This window comes from Myxococcus xanthus (assembly GCF_013116825.1).
Taxonomy (GTDB): domain Bacteria; phylum Myxococcota; class Myxococcia; order Myxococcales; family Myxococcaceae; genus Myxococcus; species Myxococcus xanthus_B.
Map to the genome: position 1 here is coordinate 42,885 of NZ_JABFNS010000026.1, position 18,737 is coordinate 61,621.

Here is an 18,737-nt window from a genome sequence, read left to right on the forward strand (position 1 = left end):
GGGACGGACCTCATGCCGTCCTCGCCCCTTCTAGGCGGCACGGGCGATGCGCGTGACAGGCCTTCGTTCGAATTTCCCGGAGATGGCGCAAGGCGTCCCGTCACCCAGGCGCCCTCCTGGCAGAGGGCCGGACCTTCCCTCCCTGGGCAGCCCGGTCGATTTCCTGCAACGGTGTCGCCCGGCCGGTCTCTCCCTGTCAGGAGGGGGTGTTCATTGCCCCACCGTGACTGCTCGGGAGGACGACATGAAGGCGATGACGCGGTACCTGGTGCTTTTCTCCATGCTGGTGGTGGGGTGTGGTGACTCGAACGAAGGTGATGGGGACTCCGCGCTCAAGTGCGACGCGATAGGGTGGTGTACCTCGTGGGAGTCGGACCAGGCGGCGGTGACGGACGCCCCCGCGCTGAAGGGCGGCTCGGTGTCTGATGGGCTGTACCGCCTGGAGCGCGGCTCGGAGGACGCGCGTGCCCTTCTCTTCAAGGGCAAGTCCGTCCTCAAGGTGGGCGGTAGCTGGGGGAACATCCTGGGGACCTGGAAGGTGGATGGGAGCCACCTGGTCATCACCACGACGAGTTCCTGCTACGGGACCAGGGAGGATTCCTTCAACGAGACCTTCCGTTATGCGTTCGCCGTCAAGGGGGACACGCTGTACCTGCACGAGGACGAGTTCGAGGACATGCCCATCATGGCCTGGCGCAAGGTGGACTCGCTCTGTCAGGAGAACGCCTCGTTCAACTGCAAGGTGAGCAACTGCACCTGCAAGTACGTGGCGAACTCGTCCTTCGATACTTCGGAAAGGTGCTTCTGAGCCAGGACGTCACGGGCCTCGGGCAAGGCCGGGGCCCGCGGGTCAGACGGGTGCCCCTGGCCGCTCGCCCGATTCTTCCGGACGCCGCGCCGGGGGCGCCATGAACTCGGGGCCTACGGGTTCGGGCACGGATTCGTTCACCACCGAGTCCGTGTACGTCAGGGCCTCGTCGTCGAGTCTCCAGCCCATCACGTCTCGCAGCGGCTCCAGCTCGCCGGGGTGGCGGGCTCCCCACAGCGCCACTGTGACGCCGGGCTGGTCCAGCACCCAGCGGACCGCGAATGGGAGCACGCCCTTGTCGTAGCGCTCGCGCGCGAACTGCGCGAGCCGCTGGACGGCCTGCAGGTACTGCGCGTAGCGCGGAGGCAGGAACTTGGGGTCGGTCTGTCGCAGGTCGTCTCCTTCGAACCTTGTGTTCTCGTTCATCGTCCCGGTCAGGAGTCCTCGGCAGAGTGCGCCGTAGGTGAGGGTGGCCACGCCATTCGTGCGGCACCAGGGGATGATGTCCTCCAGGGCTTCCCGCTCGAAGAGGTTGAGCGGGGGCTGCGCCGAGGCGAGCGGCGCCACACGCCGGAATCGCTCCATCGCCTCGATGGAGTAGTTGGAGACGCCGACCGCGCGGACCTTTCCGGCGCGCTGGAGGTCGAGCAGCGCCTGGGCAGTCTCCTCATAGGGCGTGGAGAAGTCCGGCCAATGGACCTGGTAGAGGTCGACGTAGTCGGTGCGCAGGCGCCGCAGCGAGACCTCGAGCTCCTGGATGACCTGTTGTCGCGATGAGTTGCGGATGACTCCGTCCCCGCGCCGCTCCAGGCCCACCTTGGTTGCCACGACGACCTGCTCACGCCCGCCTCGTTCAGCGAGCGCCCTGCCCACGACTTCCTCGGAGTGCCCAAAGCCGTATGCCGGCGCGGTGTCGATGAGCGTGATGCCCAGGTCGAGCGCCGCGTGGATGGTCCGCACCGACTCGTCGTCGTCGGTGCCGCCCCACTGCGACCCGCCCATGGCCCAGGTACCCAGGCCCACGCGGCTGGGAGGGGGTGAAATGCCGAGAATCGATGCGTACTCCATGGCGCTCCTCCGTGTGCGTATTGCTGCCCTCGTGCGGGGGCTCATCCGGGGGCGGCGCGGCTTCGGGGCTGGCGTTCAGGATGGATGGTGCTTCGGCGGTGTCGCTCCGCCGTCCCCGGATGAGCGCCCGGCCGGCAGGCGGGGGGCCTCTTCGGGTTTGCATCGTCGTCCCACCAGGCCTGGCTGCGAAACGCCCCCCTCGTGTCATTCGTCGTCCTGGCACATCGGTGTGCACCGCTCTCCTGCGAATCAAGCTGTCGCCTGGCGAGGGCAGGGAGCCGACTCGCACTGCCCGGCTGACGTGGGCGTGGAACTGCCGCACGGTGCGGCTGTCCGGCCCCTGCTTTCCATCGCGAGGGCGTGCCTATTTGAAAGACAGACCCGTCAATGAGCGAGGTGCGGCATGCATGCGGTGGCAGTGTTTCCAGGGGCGCGTGAAGTTCGCCTCGTCGCCTCGCCGGAGCCTCGGCCCGTGACGGGCTCTCAGGTGCTCCTGAAGGTCCTCGAAGTGGGCATCTGCGGCACGGACCGGGAGATCGGTGCCTTTGAATACGGGACGCCTCCTCCGGACTCCGACCACCTCATTCTTGGGCACGAGGCGCTCGCGGAGGTGGTGGAGACGGGCCCGGACGTCACCCTGGTCCGGGAGGGGGACCTCGTGATCCCCACCGTTCGCCGGCCCTGTCCCCATGCGCGCTGTCGTCCCTGTCGCGCGGAGCGTCAGGACTTCTGTGTCACGGGGGATTTCCGGGAGCGGGGCATCAAGGCGGCGCACGGCTTCCTCCAGGAGTGGGTGGTGGAAGAAGAGGGGCACCTGGTCGTGGTGCCCCGCAAGCTCTCCGATGTGGCGGTGCTGGTCGAGCCGCTCTCCGTGGCCGCCAAGGCCGCGGAGCAAGCACAGGCCATCCAGCGGAGGCTGCCCTGGGAGCGCGCACGCGTGCGAGCGCTGGCGCTCGGCGCCGGGCCGGTGGGGCTCCTGGGCGCCATGAGCATGGTGGTGAACCACTTTGACACCTTCGTCTACTCCCTGGAGCCCGCGGCCAGCGAGCGCGCGAGCCTCATCCGCTCCTTCGGTGCCACCTACGTCTCCGGTCAGGACGTGCTCCTGGGGGAGCTCGGAAGGAAGGTCGGGACGTTCGACATCATCTACGAGGCTGTGGGCGCGTCGAAGGTCGCGTTCGCGGCCATTGATGCGCTGGGGCCCAATGGGCTCTTCATCTTCACGGGCATTCCCGCGCACGGCGGCCCGCACCCCGTGGATACGGACACCCTGATGCGCAACATCGTGCTGAGGAACCAACTGCTCCTCGGGACGGTGAACGCGAGCCGGAGCGCTTACGAGCTGGCGCTCCGCGAGCTGGAGCAAGCGATGTTCTTGTTCCCGCGGAGCGTGCGCGCCCTCATTACCCATCGGGTTCCCATCCAGGAGGCGCCCGCGCTCCTCTCGGAACCAGGTGGCATCAAGCAGGTGGTTCAGCTGGCTTCATGAGTGAGAAGTCCTGGAACTCCGGCCCGGAGTCTTGTGATGGCGGGCCGACGCGGCTGAGGCTCACTCCGCTGCCCGGGCGTGCTGGGGCGGAGCGTTGCGCGAGCCCGCTTCACATCCCAATGTCCAGACATGTCATCCCCCCTCGAGCACTACGGCCTTATCGGCGACCTGACGACCATTGCACTGGTATCACGGAGCGGCTCCATCGACTGGATGTGCCTGCCGCGCATCGACTCCGATGCCTGCTTCGCCAAGCTGCTCGGCACCAACGAGCATGGCTACTGGAGCCTCCGGCCCGCGGCGGAGGTCCGGGCCGTCCAGCAGCGCTACCGGCCGGAGACGTTGGTGTTGGAGACGGAGGTTATCTGTGACGGCGGCAGGGCGCGCATCATCGACTTCATGCCTCCGGGGGAGACTGAGCACGACATCATCCGCATCGTCGAGGGGCTCGAAGGTGAGGTCCCGATGCACTCCGACCTCCGGGTGCGCTTTGCCTATGGCAAGTTGACCCCCTGGATTCAGTGCGACCGCCACCGCGCCACCCTGACCTCGGGGCCGGACGCGCTCGCATTCAGCAGCCCGGTTCCGCTCGTCCCAGACTGGGATGAGGCCCGCCTGGAGGCGGACTTTGTCGTCCGCGCAGGTGAGCGGCTCCCCTGCTCGCTGACGTTCTATGCGTCGCACATGGCTGCGCCGGTGCACCCTGTCGATGCGGAGCGGGACCTGGTGCGGACTGAGCAGTACTGGCATGAATGGGCGAGCCGGTGCCGATACGAGGGCTCCTTTCGCGACGCCGTGGTGCGCTCGCTCATCACCTTGAAGGCGCTCACCTATGAGCCGACCGGAGGCATCGTCGCGGCACCGACCACGTCGCTCCCCGAAGAGCTCGGCGGAGTTCGGAACTGGGACTACCGCTACTGCTGGCTTCGAGACGCATCCCTCACGCTCGAGGCGCTGATGCGAGGAGGCTACCTCGATGAGGCGCGGGCCTGGCGCGACTGGCTGCTGCGTGCCGTCGCTGGCGCTCCGGCCGAGGCCCAGATCATGTACGGCGTCGCCGGTGAGCACCGGCTCCCCGAGGTCGAGCTGCCATGGCTTCCCGGCTACGAGGAGTCCCGGCCGGTGCGCATCGGAAATGGCGCGTACGGCCAGTTCCAGCTCGACGTCTACGGTGAAACGCTGAACGCGATGTACGAGGCGCGTGTGTACGGGGTTCCGGAGGCTGGGTCGCTCCCCTGGGACACGCTGAAGGTGCTCGTCGACTTCGTGGAGAAGAGCTGGCAGCGCCCGGACGAGGGCATCTGGGAGATCCGCAGCGAGCGCCAGCTCCACTTCACGCACTCGAAGCTCATGGCGTGGGTCGCGGTGGATCGAGGCGTCCGCTTCGTCGAGCAGTTCGGTGCCAACGCGCCGGAGAAGCTCAAGAAGCGCCTGCCTCGCTGGCGTGCGCTGCGCGAGGAGATTCGCGCCGACATCCTGGCGCGTGCCTACAACCCGCGCGTGGGGGCCTTCACGCAGTCCTATGGCTCGGACGCCCTCGACGCGAGCGTGCTCCTGATTCCGCACATGGGCTTCCTGCCTGCGGATGACCCGCGCATGTTGGGCACTGTCGCCGCCATCGAGAAGGGCCTCACCAAGGCAGGGTTCGTGGAGCGCTACTTGACCGAGACGGGCGTGGACGGACTGGTGGGCCATGAGGCCACGTTCCTCATCTGCAGCTTCTGGCTCGTCGACAACTACACCATGGTTGGCCGCCTCGACGAGGCGGGGGCGCTGTTCCAGCGCCTCGTCTCCATCCGGAGCGACCTCGGGCTGCTCGCAGAGGAGTATCACCCCGGGCTGCACCGCCAGCTTGGCAACTTCCCACAGGCGTTCTCCCATGTCGGGCTCATCAACAGCGCCGTGTTGCTGGAGGCCAGGCGGGCAGGGCGGGACGTGTCGTTCGCGGCCATGGCCTCCGCGAGCATGCATTAGGAGCGTGTCGCCGAAATCCTCACCCATGCTCCGGCCAGAAAGGCGGCCACGTCAAAAGGCGCATGGCCGGCCTTGCCGGCGCACTGGCGCATGCCGTGCGAGGCACTCGCTCCCCCCACCGCGCGGCGCTGGCACACTGCCTCCTGGAGACGCGTCACTGAGCGCCGGCCGCCGTCCTGAACTCCACGTGACATGCAGCGCTTGTCGATGCCGCGATCTCCAGTGTGGTCCCGCTCATGTGTTGACGGTCGTGCGCAGCGCCGCGAGGAATTGCTGCACGACTGGCGAGTCCGCTTTGCCGTCGTACACGAATTCGACGTCGAAGCGGCCGTCGAGCTCGTCAATCGCGACCAGCCGTACCGTGCGCGGGCATGTAGGTGAAATGCTCTCCGGCACGAACGCGTAGCCCATTCCGGCTGCAACGAGTCCGATGAGCGTCGGGATGTCGCTGCCGACCTGCGCGATGCGCGGCGTGAAGCCGGCTCGCCGGCACTGCTCGAGCAAGAACCGGTGATGCGCTGCGGACCGCAGCGGGTCGAACCAGACGAACGGCGCGCCTGCGAGCTCGGCCAGTTGACGAGGCGCGCGGAAGCGCTGGCCCGGTGTGGATAGCATCGCGAGCACGAATCGGTCGCGTAGCAACCGCATGCCTGACAGATGCGGTGCCTCGCTCTGCCGCCACGCCATGATGCCGCCATCGAGATCGCCGCGTGATATCGCAGCCGCTTGCTCGGCTGACAGCATGGGCGTAATCGACAGCATGACGTCCGGGCAGGCGCTCCGGAAGGCCTTGAGGACGTTCGACACCATCGGCAACGGAAAGTAATTCGGCAGCACGCCGAGACGCAGCTCGCCGAGCTGGCCGGCGGCGCTGCGCTGCGCGCGCTCGCGGCTGGCCTGCAGTTCGGCGAGGAGGCGCGCAGCATCCCGCAGGAAGCTCGCGCCGGCTGCTGTGAGTGCGACGCCCGTGGAGCGGCGGATGAGTAGTGGGGTGCCGACCGCTTCCTCAAGCTCGCGAATCTGCCGGGAAAGCGCGGGTTGCACAATCCCGACTGCGCGGGCGCCAGCCATCATGCTGCCGGCCTCCGCGACCGCCACAAAGTAGCGCAGATGGCGCAATTCGACCTGTCGCATGCGATGCCTGTCCGTTCTGCCGATATACTCACTAGGCATGACGAGCTGCACTGGAGAGTATTGGAAAGTATGAGTGGCGCGGCTTAGGTTGTCCAGGGTCGCGATAACTGTCCGCATGTCGCGGACGTTTCTCGCACTTCGTCATATGCCACTCCATATCCAGACGCCCTACGTCCGTTCGCATGTTGCATCCCGCCGGCTCGGCAAAGACGTCCTGCTCAAGCTCGAGGCGATGCAGCCGTCCGGCTCGTTCAAGCTGCGTGGCGTCGGTGCGGTATGTGACGCGCGGCGCGCGGCAGGCTCCCGTCGCTTCGTATCGTCGTCGGGGGGCAATGCGGGCATTGCGGTCGCCTACGCTGGTCGCGAACTCGGCGTGCCGGTGCTCGTCGTTGTTCCGGAGAGCACGTCCGCGCGCGCACGCGACCTGATTCGCCTCGAAGGCGCGGAGTTGCTCGTCCACGGCGCGTCTTGGGCAGAGGCGAACATGTTTGCGCAATCCGTGCTCAGTCCTCATGACGCATTCGTGCATCCATTCGACGAGCCAGAGCTGTGGCAGGGCCATTCAACGATGATCGACGAGATGGCGGCAGCCGGACCGAAGCCCGACGCCGTCGTGCTGGCAGTTGGCGGCGGCGGGTTGCTGTGCGGCGTGCTCGAAGGGCTGGCTCGCAACGGCTGGTGCGATGTGCCGGTTGTCGCGGCCGAGACCCAAGGCGCAGACTGCTATGCGCGTTCGATTGCGCAGGGGCGGCCCGTCGAATTGCCTGCGATTACGAGTGTCGCCACGTCGCTCGGCGCGAAGCGGCCTTGCGACGCGGCGGTTGAGTGGGCGACACGCCATGCGGTGGAGAACATCGTCGTGTCCGATGCGGCAGCCGTGGCCGCCTCACTGCGGTTTCTCGACGAACACCGGATTCTGGTGGAGCCCGCGTGCGGGGCCGCACTGGCCGCGCTCGACGCCGCATCGTCGGTGCTTGCCGCCGCGTCACGCATCGCGGTGATCGTCTGCGGTGGCGTCACGGCGACGGTTGAGCATCTGCAGGCGTTGAGCAGCCGGGAGCGATGACCGCAGATAGAGCGCAACGCCACGGAGCTGCGCGCCTCGCTCACTCGCCTTGACGCACGGTTTGGCGCTCCGTGACGAAGCAAACGGATTCAGGGGCGGAATCGCCACTCCGGCCATTCCTTCACGCAACGCGCCTCACAAGGCCTTGCCGAAACAGGAACCACGTCCCTCCCTGTTGGATGGGGACTCGTACTGATTGAAGAGATCCGCGTAGGCGCGGTCCGCACCGTTGTTCTTGGCCGACATGGAGAGCGATGCCAGTCCCGGAGGGAGTCGGGGCACAGTCATCAGCTCCGCCCGGTAGCTCGAACGGCGTGAACGATGTCTCGATGGGCATCGCCGGAGCCGTGGGCTCGCAGCCCTCTGGGGACAGCGGCGCCGGCGAGACTCCCAGGAGACTTCGTAGCCACCTCCGCTCGCGAGTCCCGTCCTGAGGGTGTGACTCAACTGTGACGGCGCGGGAGCCGTGCGCCCATCGTCATGCCGAGATGGAGGTCGCGGCGCGATGGCCGCTCGCTCTAGAACATACTTCCGAAGGCGAGGTTGACGCGTGCATGAGTACGATTTGATCGCGGACTGGTATGCCTCCCAACGCGGAGGCCGCATGGGCGTCCCTGAAGTGACAGCGCTCGCGGCAACACTTCCGGCCGGTGCCTTGGTGCTGGACGTCGGCTGCGGCACTGGACTGCCGCTGACGCGGGTGCTGCTGGAGCACGGCTGCCATGTGATGGGCGTGGATAGCTCCCGCGAGCTGCTGGCGCGATTTCAAGTGAACTTCCCCCACGTGCCGGTGCTCTGTGCGCCCATCCAGTCGTGTGCTCTTCAGGAGCGGACGTTCGACGCCGCGATCGCGTGGGGTGTCCTGTTCCACCTGCGCCACGAAGAGCAGGAACAGGCGATTGCCAACATCGCGAGGGCATTGAAACCTGGCGCCGCGTTCCTCTTCACCTCGGGCGACGCCCACGGCTCCATCGACGGCGAGCCGATGAATGGCGTGCCGTTCCGCTATCACTCGTACAGCGTCGACGGGTATCGCGACCTGCTGCGCGCGCACAGGCTCACGCTGGAGGCGACGCACACGGACCCAGGCGAGAACGTCTACTTCCTGTCGCGCAAGACTGGATGAGGTGGCTTCTCGCCCTCCGCGACACACTGGCCCAAGGCGTTTCTGAGTGCACGGTCCTGGGCTTGTGCCTTGAGGTGCGGCCCCCGTCTCGGTAGCGCGGGTCCTCGTAGCGCCAGTCGTATAGCGTCTTCTCCCGGTGCTCCTTCGGCGCCTCGACGCGCACCACTCACGGCCACCACCGAGTTCCCCTGGCGCGCCATCTGCTCGCTGTTGATTACGGCGGGCGAGGGGAGCCAATGGATTGGCACCGGCTGGTTCGCGGGGCCCCGGCTGGTGGTGACGGCGGGCCACTGCGTCTTCATGCGCAACCAGGGCGGCTGGGTCCGCAGCATCGAGGTGATTCCGAGCCGCAACGCCACGCAGCGCCCCTACGGTTCGCGCGTGGCGACTTCCTTCCGCAGTGTCCAGGGGGGACCCAGAACCAGGACCGGAACCACGACTACGGGGCCATCCTGTTGACCGGAGGCGCGGCGCCCGGCAGCCAGGTGGGCTGGTTTGGCTTCGCCACGCGCTCCGACAGCGACCTGCGTTCCTACACCTTGAATCTCTCGGGGGACCCGGGGGACAAGATACCGGTGGGCGCGCAATGGTGGCATTCGCGGCAGACTCAGTTCGTGACGGCCAGGACCCTTCTCTACCAGACCGATACCGCCGGCGGGCAGAGCGGCGCGCCCGTGTGGCTGTACCGCGATGGCGCGCGCCAGGTGCTGGGCATCCACACCAACGGGGCGAGTTCGGGCAACTCGGCGACGCGCATCATCCAGCCCGTGTTCAACAACCTGCAGAGCTGGAACAACGAGGCGGGCCCGCTCCCGGGCGCTCAGCGCCGGGAAAACGCAGGTCTTCCGTTCCATCAGGAGCGCTGTTGATGGAACGGGAGCCCTTCGGCGCGCCGCTCGTGTATATGCCTCCGCTCCTCCTTCCTCTGGAGCCGATATGAGCGCCCTGCCCTCGTGCCCGAAGTGCAACTCCGCCTACACGTACGAAGACGGCAGCCTCTACGTCTGTCCGGAGTGCGCGCATGAGTGGTCGACAGTTGCGGCCGCGGCGCCGGGGGAAGAGAAGCGCGAGGTGCGCGACGCCTACGGCAACCTGCTTCAGGACGGCGATAGCGTCACCGTCATCAAGGATTTGAAGGTCAAAGGCTCGTCGACGGTGGTCAAGGTCGGCACCAAGGTCCGGAGCATCCGCCTCGTCGACGGCGACCACGACATCGACTGCAAGATCGACGGCATCGGTGCGATGGGGCTCAAGTCGGAGTTCGTGAAGAAGGCGTAAGTGGGCTTGAGCCGCTTCGCGAACCGCCCCGGGCTGCACTAGAAGAGGCTGCCAGGTGCACCGCACCCCGTCCCTGGAGCCGCCCCACGTGGAACCCTCAGCCCCCCGACGTCATCGCGAGCCGCCCCGCTCCTGGTGGACGCGCTTCCTGGACTTCATGGAGCTGTCCTCTCCCGAAGGGCGCTGGGGGCTGGGGCTCGTGCTCGGCCTGCTCGTCATCGGCTTCTGGCCGCTGTTGCTGCTGGCTGTCCTCGACGTGAGCGGGACGCCGCGCAAGGTGCTGGTCGCGCTGGGGCCCGCGTCGATCTGCCTGGGGTTCGCCCTGCTCATCCTGGTGTGCGGCTACCGGTATGGTGAGTCGCTCCGGTGGTCGCGCGCCCAGACGTGGGGGCTCGCCGCGCTGTTCCTGGGCATGGGCCTCGCGGGTGGCGCGGGGCTGTGGTTCAGCGAGGGCTGAGCTCGCGCTCCTTGCGAGGGCGCCTTCAGCCCTCCTGCTCGGCGCCCTCGAAGGTGACCTTCGCCTTGTTCATGACGTGCTCCACCGCGAGCAGGTACCAGCCCATCTCGGCGAGTTGTTTCGTCGTCTCGGGCGACTCGCGCAGGGCGGCGTGCGCATCCGCGGCGGTGAGCCCGAAGGGCTCCAACTGGTCGCGCACCAACTGCTCGAGCTTCTCCGGGGTGAGCTGAAGCTTCTGCTCCTCGGTGATGGCCTTCAGCACGATGCCGATGTGCAGCCGGCGCTCGACGTCCGCGCGCGTGGTGGGGTCCGTGAGCCAGCCCTCGAGCGCTTCCCGTTGCTCGTCGACGTCGAACTGGTGCTCGAGCATGCCCTGGCCCTCGGCCTGGACCCAGTGGCGGCGCAGCTCCTCGTCCACCAGCGCGCGAGGCAGCTCCACCGGAGCACGCCGGATCAGCTCGTCGAGCACCATGTCCCGCGCCTGGACCCAGAGCTGTGCCGCCGCCGCGTCCTCCAACTCGTCGCGCAGGTGGGTCATCACCTCGCCGAGCGTGCCGCCCATCCCGAGCTTCTCGAGGAACTCGGGGGCGCTCTCCGGGGGCAGCGTCACCTCGTGGGCGGCGAGGACGTCCACCAGGAAGCGCGCGGGCTTCCCCTGGAGCGCCTCCACGGGGTACGTCTCCGGCAGCTCCAGGGCAATCTGCAGGGACTCGCCCACCTTGGCGCCCTCGGCCACGGCCTCGCTGAAGCCGGGCAGGGCCTCGATGGGGGCCAGCTCCGTCTTCATGCCGAAGCGCGCGGAGAAGGGGATGAGCTTCCCGTCGCAGTAGCCCACGATGTTGAGCCGCACCTCGTCACCCAGCTCCAGCGACTCGCCGGGTTGACGCTCGCGTGAGGTCGCCAGGGCGCGGCGCTTCTCGTGGAAGGCGCGCAGCAGGTCCTCCTCGGTCAGGTCGTCCGGGGTGGGGACCCGCACCGAGACTCCCTCCAGGGAGGGCGCCTGCACGGTGGGAAGCTCGAGGGCCTTGGCGGAGCCGAGGCTCACCACCGGGCTCATCTTCAGGAGGCGCTCGACTCCATGACCTGGTCCTTGCGTCCCTTGCTTGCGGCTCACGAATGCTCCCGGGAGATAGGCTTGCCAGCGCCCGCGCCAATGGGGAGAAAAGCGACGGCTCGGCATGGACCAGGGCATAGTCCAGCCGAGCCGCTCTGACAAACCCCGAAGGGTGGGGCGCTGCTTTAGAAGAAGGCGCCCACGATGCTGGACACCGTGGAGACCGCGGCGCCCACCTGGCTGACAATCGGGATGTTGGTGGCCGCGGCGACCGAGCCCACCGCGGTGATGACGGACGTCACCTTCTTGCCCGTGCTCGCGTTCTTGTCCATCAGCGTCGCGCCAGCGTTGGCCACGTCGACCGCGGCGATGGCCACGTTGACGCCCGGGGCGAACCGGCCCAGCGCCTTGGCGGCGGTGCCAGCGGCGGCCTTCGCGCCCTGCTTGAGGGCCGCCTCACCGGCCTCCTTGCCCGCCGTCTTCAGCGCGGCCTTGGCGGCCTGGCGCGTGCCGCTGCCCGTCAGGCCCTGGGCCAGGGAGCTGGTCGCCTTCGCCGTCTCGGCCGCGGCGGACTTGACGGCCCGGCCCACGCCCTTCGCGGTGCCACCCTCGAAGATGCCCTTGGTGGCGGCGTCCTTGACGGCCTTGAGCACGTCGTCGCTGGCGTTGGGGAGCGACTTCTTGAAGGCGTCGACGGCCTTCTTGCCGGCCTCCAGCTTGTCCTTGAAGACGGTGCCGCCGAGCACGCCGCCCATCACCTTGCCGCCGACGATGCCGCCCGTCGCGGCGGACAGGCCCGCCTTGGTCGCGTCGAGCGTCGAGCGCGTGGCGGTGACGATGTCGTCCTTGCTACCGGTGCGGATGGCCTGGCGGATGTCCTTGACGGCCGTGGCGCCCGACATCACCGCGCCAGGGATGCCCGCGTAGCGCGCGGCGGCCTTCAAGCCGGCGCCCAACTTGGTCAGGCCCTTGAACTCGCCCGCGGCGTAGGTGGGGTTGCTGACGAACGCCCGGTTTGCGCCGGTCAGCAGTCCCTCGGCGCCGTTCTTGATGTTCTTGATCTGCTGGAAGGCGTCCTTGCCGTACCCGAAGGCCTTCGCGCTCTGGGTGGCAACCGCCGTGGCGCCCTTGATGAGCCCCTTGTTGTCCTCGACGGTCTTCTGGACGTCCTTGGCTACCTTCTGGACGTTGGCGCGGGCAGAGTTGAAGGTCTTGCGGATATCGAAACCCATGGTGGGCCTCTCGAAATTGAAATGGACGAAATCGTAGGGATTATCGCGATCACCCCGCCGGAGTTGCGTGGGGATCGACAATCCCACGATGCCTCAGGGCCAGGGCCCATGGCGGCGTTCAGAATCCCCGATACCTCCCAGTAAAAAAGGGGGTAGGTGTACTCCCGGTCGTCGAGGTTTGATGCGGTGCGTTGCGATTGGGGGAGGCGGTCTCCTGCCTGTCAGCAGAAGCCGCCGGTCTGTGGCTGCCGAAATGTAGGGTTCGGCACCACATGTGCGTTGGCGAACGCGTCATCAGGGGGCCGCAGCGGCGTTCGGCTCAGGCTTGCCCATGCGCCCGATTGGCTCCTGAGCGATATCCCTTCCGCGGTTCCGCCACTGAAGCGCCCCATCATCGGTGTGTCGATGAGGCTGGGGCAGAGGACGTGTTGAGGATTGTGCCGCCGCCCTGCCGGAGCATCAGGCTTCATGCACAGGAAGACACTGCGAAGGTTGACGTGAAGGATTCGGTCCCTCTCGTCTTCGGTGAGGTCGGCTGCCTTGGCGAGTGCCTGCTCCGCGCCGGCATTGTTGAACGCGGCGTCGTGGTGGAACGCTCAAGAGCACCCCATGACGATGCGCCCCGCCGTGAGGCGCGAAGCTGGGCGATAGCGCGAACTATCCGTGCCGTTGAGCCAATCACCTGGATTGTTCGGCCATCTCTGTCAGTAAAGTGAAGAGGGTTGTTTGCTGCGCCGGTGTACGCGGGCATGAAATGTCAAAGTCATGCCATTGCCCTTATGTGTTTCGGGGCTGGAGGAGTGGGGCTGATCAGAAGATACCTTGTCCCGGCGTGAGGATGTGGTCCGGGTCGTAGCGCCGCTTCGCGTGCTCGAAGCGCTCCCAGGCGGGGTGGAAGTGGCGGCGCCAGTCGGCGGGGCTCAAGGGCACGGCATCCACGGGATAGATCTTCCCGCCGATGGCCGTGAGCCGGTCGAAGATGGCGCGGTTCTTCCGCAGGAGGGATGCGACGTTCTCCGGCGTCGGTGGAATGGCGGTGCGCAGCAGTGAGAAGAGGAAGACGTGTCTGTCGTTGGGGGTGCGCAGGAAGGGCGTGGTCAGCTCCGAGGAGCGGATGGGGTAGAGGAGGATGGGCCCCTGCCCCATGTCGGCCTCGGTGGTCTGCGAGAGGACCTCCTGGACGAAGGACTCGGCGGACCGGGCGGGGACGAACATGTCCAGCCACGGATGGGGGAAGCCCCAGACGCCGAGTTGCTTGAGCAGTTCGACCAGCGGCGCGAGCCGGTTGGCGAAGTCGAAGTAGCTGCCGTCGCTCACCTGGAGCGTTCCTGGCTGGAAGCCCAGGCCCGCGAGCAGTCTCGCATCGTTCGGCTCCGAGCCCGGCGTGAAGTACTTCACCACCTCGAGCTGATATGCCCAGCCCCCGTTGGAGGCGACGGCGGAGCCTTCGACGTAGTCGAAGCGACCGTCCTCGATGAGCCGCCGCTGGTCCTCCATCATGCGGTGGAGGTCGTTGTACCGCGCGATGTACGTCCGAGCGCGGGGCGGCACTTCGACGAGCCGCACCCTCGCTCGCACGATGATGCCGAACTGGCCCAGGCCCGAGCGCACGGCGTCGAACAGGGGTCGCTCACGCCAGCGCGAGCACCGCACGAGCTCACCCCGACCCGTGACGACGTCCATTTCCAGGACGTTGTCCACCTGGAGGCCCCAGCGAAACGCCTGCCCGCCGATGCCCCCCGCGGACAGGGTCCCACCGACGCTCAGCTCGATGTAGTCGGTCAGCACTGGCGGGCTCTTGCCGTGGGGAAGCGAGGCCTGGAGCAGCTCGTGCCACCGGACGCCCGCATCCACCCAGGCGCTGTCCTCGCCAAGCTCGTGGATGGTCGACAGCGTGGACATGTCGATGACGATGCCCGCCGCCACCTGGGACTGGCCGAAGGTGCTGTGGCTCTCACCGAGGCCCCGAGCGGCGGCGATCTCCAGGCCCTGGCGCCGCGCGAAACGGACCATGGCCACGATGTCCTTCACCGAGCCGGGAACGAGCACCGCCCACGGCGTGCGGTGGAGGATGTGACCGAAGTCCTCCGCGGCCGCGGTCCGCGACGCTGTGTCCATCCGCAACTCGCCATCGAGTGGTGGCAGGGGGACCGCGCCAGCCTCCAGCGTGGAGGCCCAGCTCCGGCTCATGGGATTGAATGCGACTGCCACCAACGCACCTTGGAGCAACGTCCTCCGGGAGACGGTTCGACTCGACATTCACTCCTCCTTCTGCGTCGGAGATTTCTATCCCGAGGCCGCCTCTCCCAACAATTGCCCTCTCCCCTCGGGCTCCATCGCATGGTGTGCAACGCGTCAGTCCCGAGCATGGGACGAACGGGTGCCGCCCTGCGCCGCGCTTCCGGGGCGGTTCCCCGGCGGCGCGCTAATGGCGGTGGGCGGCAGCCTCTGACACTGGGGGGAGCTGTTCACCGGCTCATGCAGTGTTCTCGAGCTGAATCGCTTCGGGAGTCGGCAGCGGCGAGGGCGTAGGAAGACGCCGCCGATGCGCATGCAGGATGTCCGTCAGGCAATTCAGGGCACCGCGCCGTTGCAGCTTGAGGGGGGGCGGCCGTGAGGATTCGCTCCACGAAGCGGCTGCCCTGGGGGCCTTGCGTGCCAAAGGACGTCTTCCGGTGCATGACGGCGCGGTGCAGACACCTCTCGCCGAAGTTGTTCGTTGGCCCCAGGCCCGGCACACCCGCCCAGGCGACAACTTCCCTGACACAGGGCGTGGCTCTCCCGAGTGCGTCCATTGTCCACGTCGAGCCCGTGGACTGGAACGCCGCTTTTCAGACCAGGGAACGACGCGCCGTTTCTAGCGCTGTTGCTGTCGAGGCGAGGCCGGTTGGCCCTGCTGCGGGGCGCCGCTTCCGCTCATGCAGCGCTGCATCCCTTCCGCCATGCGCTGGACGTCCTCGACCTGATTGGGGTTCTTTGCGGTGAGCCGCAGAATGGCTCCTGTCTGCGTCTGCTCTATCTGCACATCCGCCATTCCGTGCATCGGGCAACCCATTCCCGCGCCGCCCATTCCCTGGCCCATCTTGCCGCTGCCCATCATCCCACATGGGCAGCCCGGCTGTTGCCGTGTCTGGCTATCCGCCTGGCGTCCCGCGGACGGTGGCTGGGAAGCCCCCTGGGCTCCAGCAAGTGGGCCGACAAGAAGCCCCGCGGTGACGAGCAGTCCATATCCAAGCTTCCTCATGTTGATTCCTCCCGGAGATTGGCATTGTCCATCGACAAGAAGACTCATGCCGGGGGAGGGAAACGGCCTGCCGCCCCTCCCGCCATGAAGTGAAGGCTGCCGGGGCATGGCTGCTCGCTTTCTCTCCGCGACACGCTCGCGGAGTTGTGCGCGGCCCGCGCGCGATTGAAGACGTGAGCGAAGGCGCTTCTGGGGCCGCTTGTCGTCGCCCATCGAGACGCTACACCCTTGCCGGACGCGGCTTGAGTACAACTGGGGTGCAGCTTGCACGGCCCGCAGGCTTCCGGGCCTACGTGCAAGACGGCTCCGGCACGCCGCGTCAGTGAGCGACAAGCCTCCCGCCGACTGCTGGCCTGCCCCTTCTTCAACTCGCCGCGCCCCCTGAACGACGACCTCGCGAGAGACGGTGCCTCACGCTGAGAGAGCAGTCGCCGGAGCGGATGGGCCTCGTCTTCCGCGCACACGGAGCCGAACGGGAGGTGCCCCTGCGCTCTCTTCTTGCTCACCCTGCCTGCGCCTGTCTGCTCTCCAGCCTTTTCGAGAATCACGAACCTCGCTTTAGGGTTGAGGCGCCGGTGAGCGAGCCTCGGGAGCCTGGAGAACCAGGTCTCCTGGTCGGAGCCCCTTGTTGGCGCGCCAGCCGGGGGCCAGCTCCAACACCCAGCCCTCGCCTTCCCAGCGTGCATCTCGGGGGCCCGACGGCGGGGCGTTCACCGTGGCCGTCTTCCAGTCCGAGGAGAGGAGCACGTCGGAGGTCGCGGTGAGCGAGCCCCACGCATCGACGATGCGGGCGCCGGGATACACCGTGCCGTGCTCGGCGAGCGGGATGAGCTCACCGGGGTTGAATTGGATACGCATGCGCACCAGGGGGAGGTGCAGCACGGGGCCCTCCACCAACTTCTTGCGCAGCGCCTCGGCCCGGGCCTGGGCGAGGCGGGCCCGCTCGCGTTCGGTCTCTCGCAGAGCGGCGCCTCCGTAGCGCGCTTCGCGCTCGGGTGAGGGCTCGGGCGTGCCCAGCCGCAGTGCGTCCTGGAGCAGCGTTCCCAGGTCCGCCCCGGCGAGCGCTCGCGCTCGCCACCCCTGGGCGCGGGGGCCCGCCTCGTCCAGCAGGAGGCCATAGGCGGGGCCTGATGCATATGCGAAGGAGCGCACGAAGGAGCTTCGCTTGACAGCATCGTCGAGGTTCTCCAGCGCCAGGGCCCGCCTGCCACGTGCGTCGGCCACCGCCAGCGCCACACCCGTGTATTCGGCGAGGCCTTCGTGCTCCTCGAGGAGCCCTTCCGCGACCGCCGCTTCAGGGAAGCGCGTTCGGCGTTCGCGACGGAACACGAGTGCGTCCTCTACGGCGCGGGTGCGGACCGAGGGGGTCGTCGTGCGCAGGGCGGCCGCGAGGGCACGCCACTCGAGTTGCAGCAGCGTGCGGCCCTCGATGCCATCAAGGTGGGCATTGTCCTTCTCCCGCCCTGGGTGGCCCAGGGTGGTGCGGAGCCGATGAAAGGCCTCGTGGGCAAGCAGGGAACGGCGACGCGCGGGGGCATCGGGCAACGGACCTTGAAGCTGGACCCAGGTGGTTCCCGCCCAAGTCAGCGCCGTGTTGGCGATGGTGAGTTCCGAGGGGAACACTCCCACCCAGGGCCCTGTTCCCGATCCGCTCGGCCAGGTGCTCGCGACGAAGACGCGCGTGGTGGGATGGACGACGAGGAGAGGGGCACACAGCGACTGTCCCCACAGTCGCCGTCCCGCGGCATCACACGTTCGTTGGAATTCCGCGAACGTCGAGGTGAGTGCCCCTACCTCCAGAACGTCGGGCACTGACTTCACCTCGGGTTCGGCCACGGCCGAACCGAAGCTTGAGATGCCAATCGCCGCCACAGCCACCTGCGCGAGTCTCACCCGTCGAAGGATTCTCATCGAGCCATTGTACCGCGCCGGATTGTTGAGACATGAGGTTGGTGGTAGTCAGGCCGCCTGCTTCGACTGCATCAGCTCCCGCCGGGCCTGAGACCGAATATCGGGTAGGCACAGGTCGGTTCACGCAACGTCCAGCCAGAGCGCGGCACCTGCACGGTCTGACGAGACGCTTACCGCGCCCGGGCCAACCTCCAGGCCTTCCCCGATTGCGAGTTCGAGGGTGGGCTCACTTCCAACCGCCGCGATCCGCAGTCGTGACGTCATCGCGAGCAGATAGCCTTGGCGCGCCCGGTCGACGATAAGAGTCTCCTCGCTCCCCGGAACGAGATCCACCCACCACAATCGCGCGTCGGCTCGGAGTGGCATCTCGGGATCGCCCGCCAGCAACTGGCGACCTTGGCCCGTGAGCTCGCGAGTGAAGTACGCGGGCGCCCCGCCGAACGTGTTCGGCTGAAACCAGATCTGCAGCATTCGCGTCGGCTGGTCGGTGTCGTTGCCTTCGGCGTGGACGATTCCGCTGCGTGCAGAGATCAACTGCGCGGACCTTGGTCCGAGGGTCACGCCGTGCGCCTGGTCACCATGATGCGACAATGAGCCGTCGACTACGACGCTGAGAATATCCATCTCGCGATGTGGGTGGATTGGGAATCGCGAGTGCGGCGCGAACGTCGCATCAGCGAGCACGAGAACGGGGCCCATGCGTCGCCCTTCTCCTGCCCTTGGGCCCACCGTCGCGACGAAGTGATCTCGAAGCGAGAGCCACTGCAGCGTGGTGGTGGGAAGAGATTCGATGGTGCGATGAACGAGGTGGGGCATCGATTGTCTCCTAGGCCGAAAGCAACCGGACAGCGCGAGGGCGCCGCCCCCGAGCAGGACGGCGCGCTTGGACAACGTCA

16 protein-coding genes and 1 pseudogene are annotated in these 18,737 nt (G+C 67.4%); 8 read left to right on the plus strand and 9 right to left on the minus strand.

Annotated elements, in window-relative coordinates; genetic code table 11:
* The first annotated feature begins 223 nt into the window (after nucleotides 1-223).
* Nucleotides 224-808, plus strand: a complete 585-nt coding sequence (locus tag HNV26_RS10055; RefSeq protein WP_366816826.1) for a hypothetical protein — start codon at nucleotides 224-226, stop codon at nucleotides 806-808.
* Between the two features lie 42 nt (nucleotides 809-850).
* Here the strand turns inward: HNV26_RS10055 and HNV26_RS10060 are convergent, their stop codons facing one another.
* Nucleotides 851-1,876, minus strand: a complete 1,026-nt coding sequence (locus tag HNV26_RS10060; RefSeq protein WP_171441358.1) for an aldo/keto reductase — start codon at nucleotides 1,874-1,876, stop codon at nucleotides 851-853.
* 472 nt (nucleotides 1,877-2,348) lie between these two features.
* On the opposite strand from HNV26_RS10060, the gene HNV26_RS10065 reads away from it, so the two are divergent.
* Nucleotides 2,349-3,365, plus strand: a complete 1,017-nt coding sequence (locus HNV26_RS10065) for a glucose 1-dehydrogenase (RefSeq protein ID WP_366816827.1) — start codon at nucleotides 2,349-2,351, stop codon at nucleotides 3,363-3,365.
* Between the two features lie 129 nt (nucleotides 3,366-3,494).
* Nucleotides 3,495-5,339, plus strand: coding sequence for a glycoside hydrolase family 15 protein (locus tag HNV26_RS10070; protein WP_171441360.1), 1,845 nt, complete (start codon nucleotides 3,495-3,497; stop codon nucleotides 5,337-5,339).
* 234 nt (nucleotides 5,340-5,573) lie between these two features.
* Here the strand turns inward: HNV26_RS10070 and HNV26_RS10075 are convergent, their stop codons facing one another.
* On the minus strand, nucleotides 5,574-6,473 hold the full coding sequence (locus tag HNV26_RS10075) for a LysR family transcriptional regulator (RefSeq protein WP_171441361.1): 900 nt from the start codon (nucleotides 6,471-6,473) through the stop codon (nucleotides 5,574-5,576).
* Between the two features lie 145 nt (nucleotides 6,474-6,618).
* On the opposite strand from HNV26_RS10075, the gene HNV26_RS10080 reads away from it, so the two are divergent.
* The 5 genes from HNV26_RS10080 to HNV26_RS10100 all read left to right on the plus strand — a co-directional run bounded on the left by HNV26_RS10080 (nucleotide 6,619) and on the right by HNV26_RS10100 (nucleotide 10,400).
* Complete coding sequence (locus HNV26_RS10080; RefSeq protein WP_171441362.1) at nucleotides 6,619-7,539, plus strand: pyridoxal-phosphate dependent enzyme; 921 nt, start codon at nucleotides 6,619-6,621, stop codon at nucleotides 7,537-7,539.
* A 604-nt stretch (nucleotides 7,540-8,143) separates the two neighbouring features.
* Complete coding sequence (locus HNV26_RS10085) at nucleotides 8,144-8,665, plus strand: class I SAM-dependent methyltransferase (RefSeq protein WP_216612015.1); 522 nt, start codon at nucleotides 8,144-8,146, stop codon at nucleotides 8,663-8,665.
* A 455-nt stretch (nucleotides 8,666-9,120) separates the two neighbouring features.
* Complete coding sequence (locus tag HNV26_RS10090; RefSeq protein WP_171441364.1) at nucleotides 9,121-9,534, plus strand: trypsin-like serine peptidase; 414 nt, start codon at nucleotides 9,121-9,123, stop codon at nucleotides 9,532-9,534.
* Nucleotides 9,535-9,601: 67 nt separating this feature from the next.
* On the plus strand, nucleotides 9,602-9,943 hold the full coding sequence (locus HNV26_RS10095) for a zinc ribbon domain-containing protein YjdM (protein WP_011556099.1): 342 nt from the start codon (nucleotides 9,602-9,604) through the stop codon (nucleotides 9,941-9,943).
* An 88-nt stretch (nucleotides 9,944-10,031) separates the two neighbouring features.
* Complete coding sequence (locus HNV26_RS10100; protein WP_366816828.1) at nucleotides 10,032-10,400, plus strand: hypothetical protein; 369 nt, start codon at nucleotides 10,032-10,034, stop codon at nucleotides 10,398-10,400.
* A gap of 25 nt (nucleotides 10,401-10,425) precedes the next feature.
* Here HNV26_RS10100 and HNV26_RS10105 read toward each other — a convergent pair whose 3' ends face one another.
* The 7 genes and pseudogenes from HNV26_RS10105 to HNV26_RS10135 form a co-directional block, all read right to left on the minus strand.
* Nucleotides 10,426-11,457: a trigger factor gene (locus tag HNV26_RS10105; RefSeq protein WP_171441382.1), complete on the minus strand. Its 1,032-nt coding sequence runs from the start codon at nucleotides 11,455-11,457 to the stop codon at nucleotides 10,426-10,428.
* Between the two features lie 182 nt (nucleotides 11,458-11,639).
* The gene (locus HNV26_RS10110; protein ID WP_171441366.1) at nucleotides 11,640-12,686 is read right to left on the minus strand and encodes a hypothetical protein; all 1,047 of its coding nucleotides are present in this window, start codon (nucleotides 12,684-12,686) and stop codon (nucleotides 11,640-11,642) included.
* An 810-nt stretch (nucleotides 12,687-13,496) separates the two neighbouring features.
* Nucleotides 13,497-14,945 carry an FAD-binding protein gene (locus tag HNV26_RS10115; RefSeq protein WP_171441367.1) on the minus strand — a complete coding sequence of 483 codons (1,449 nt, stop codon included), beginning with the start codon at nucleotides 14,943-14,945 and terminating at the stop codon, nucleotides 13,497-13,499.
* Nucleotides 14,946-15,162: 217 nt separating this feature from the next.
* Nucleotides 15,163-15,448: pseudogene (locus HNV26_RS10120) on the minus strand (IS66 family transposase); the annotation flags it as partial.
* A gap of 95 nt (nucleotides 15,449-15,543) precedes the next feature.
* Nucleotides 15,544-15,783, minus strand: a complete 240-nt coding sequence (locus HNV26_RS10125; protein ID WP_171452791.1) for a hypothetical protein — start codon at nucleotides 15,781-15,783, stop codon at nucleotides 15,544-15,546.
* Nucleotides 15,784-16,488: 705 nt separating this feature from the next.
* Nucleotides 16,489-17,553 (minus strand): hypothetical protein, encoded by a 1,065-nt coding sequence (locus HNV26_RS10130; RefSeq protein ID WP_253816405.1) that lies wholly within the window; start codon nucleotides 17,551-17,553, stop codon nucleotides 16,489-16,491.
* 408 nt (nucleotides 17,554-17,961) lie between these two features.
* The gene (locus tag HNV26_RS10135) at nucleotides 17,962-18,657 is read right to left on the minus strand and encodes a pirin family protein (protein ID WP_253816406.1); all 696 of its coding nucleotides are present in this window, start codon (nucleotides 18,655-18,657) and stop codon (nucleotides 17,962-17,964) included.
* Nucleotides 18,658-18,737 lie beyond the last annotated feature (80 nt).

Bases quoted from the DNA above. Each gene is read 5' to 3' on its own strand.
- HNV26_RS10115 (WP_171441367.1), bottom strand. From the start codon at position 14,945: ATGTCGAGTCGAACCGTCTCCCGGAGGACGTTGCTCCAAGGTGCGTTG.
- HNV26_RS10085 (WP_216612015.1), top strand. From the start codon at position 8,144: ATGGGCGTCCCTGAAGTGACAGCGCTCGCGGCAACACTTCCGGCCGGT.
- HNV26_RS10110 (WP_171441366.1), bottom strand. From the start codon at position 12,686: ATGGGTTTCGATATCCGCAAGACCTTCAACTCTGCCCGCGCCAACGTC.
- HNV26_RS10105 (WP_171441382.1), bottom strand. From the start codon at position 11,457: ATGAGCCCGGTGGTGAGCCTCGGCTCCGCCAAGGCCCTCGAGCTTCCC.
- HNV26_RS10095 (WP_011556099.1), top strand. From the start codon at position 9,602: ATGAGCGCCCTGCCCTCGTGCCCGAAGTGCAACTCCGCCTACACGTAC.
- HNV26_RS10070 (WP_171441360.1), top strand. From the start codon at position 3,495: ATGTCATCCCCCCTCGAGCACTACGGCCTTATCGGCGACCTGACGACC.
- HNV26_RS10125 (WP_171452791.1), bottom strand. From the start codon at position 15,783: ATGGGCAGCGGCAAGATGGGCCAGGGAATGGGCGGCGCGGGAATGGGT.
- HNV26_RS10075 (WP_171441361.1), bottom strand. From the start codon at position 6,473: ATGCGACAGGTCGAATTGCGCCATCTGCGCTACTTTGTGGCGGTCGCG.
- HNV26_RS10135 (WP_253816406.1), bottom strand. From the start codon at position 18,657: ATGCCCCACCTCGTTCATCGCACCATCGAATCTCTTCCCACCACCACG.
- HNV26_RS10080 (WP_171441362.1), top strand. From the start codon at position 6,619: ATGCCACTCCATATCCAGACGCCCTACGTCCGTTCGCATGTTGCATCC.
- HNV26_RS10060 (WP_171441358.1), bottom strand. From the start codon at position 1,876: ATGGAGTACGCATCGATTCTCGGCATTTCACCCCCTCCCAGCCGCGTG.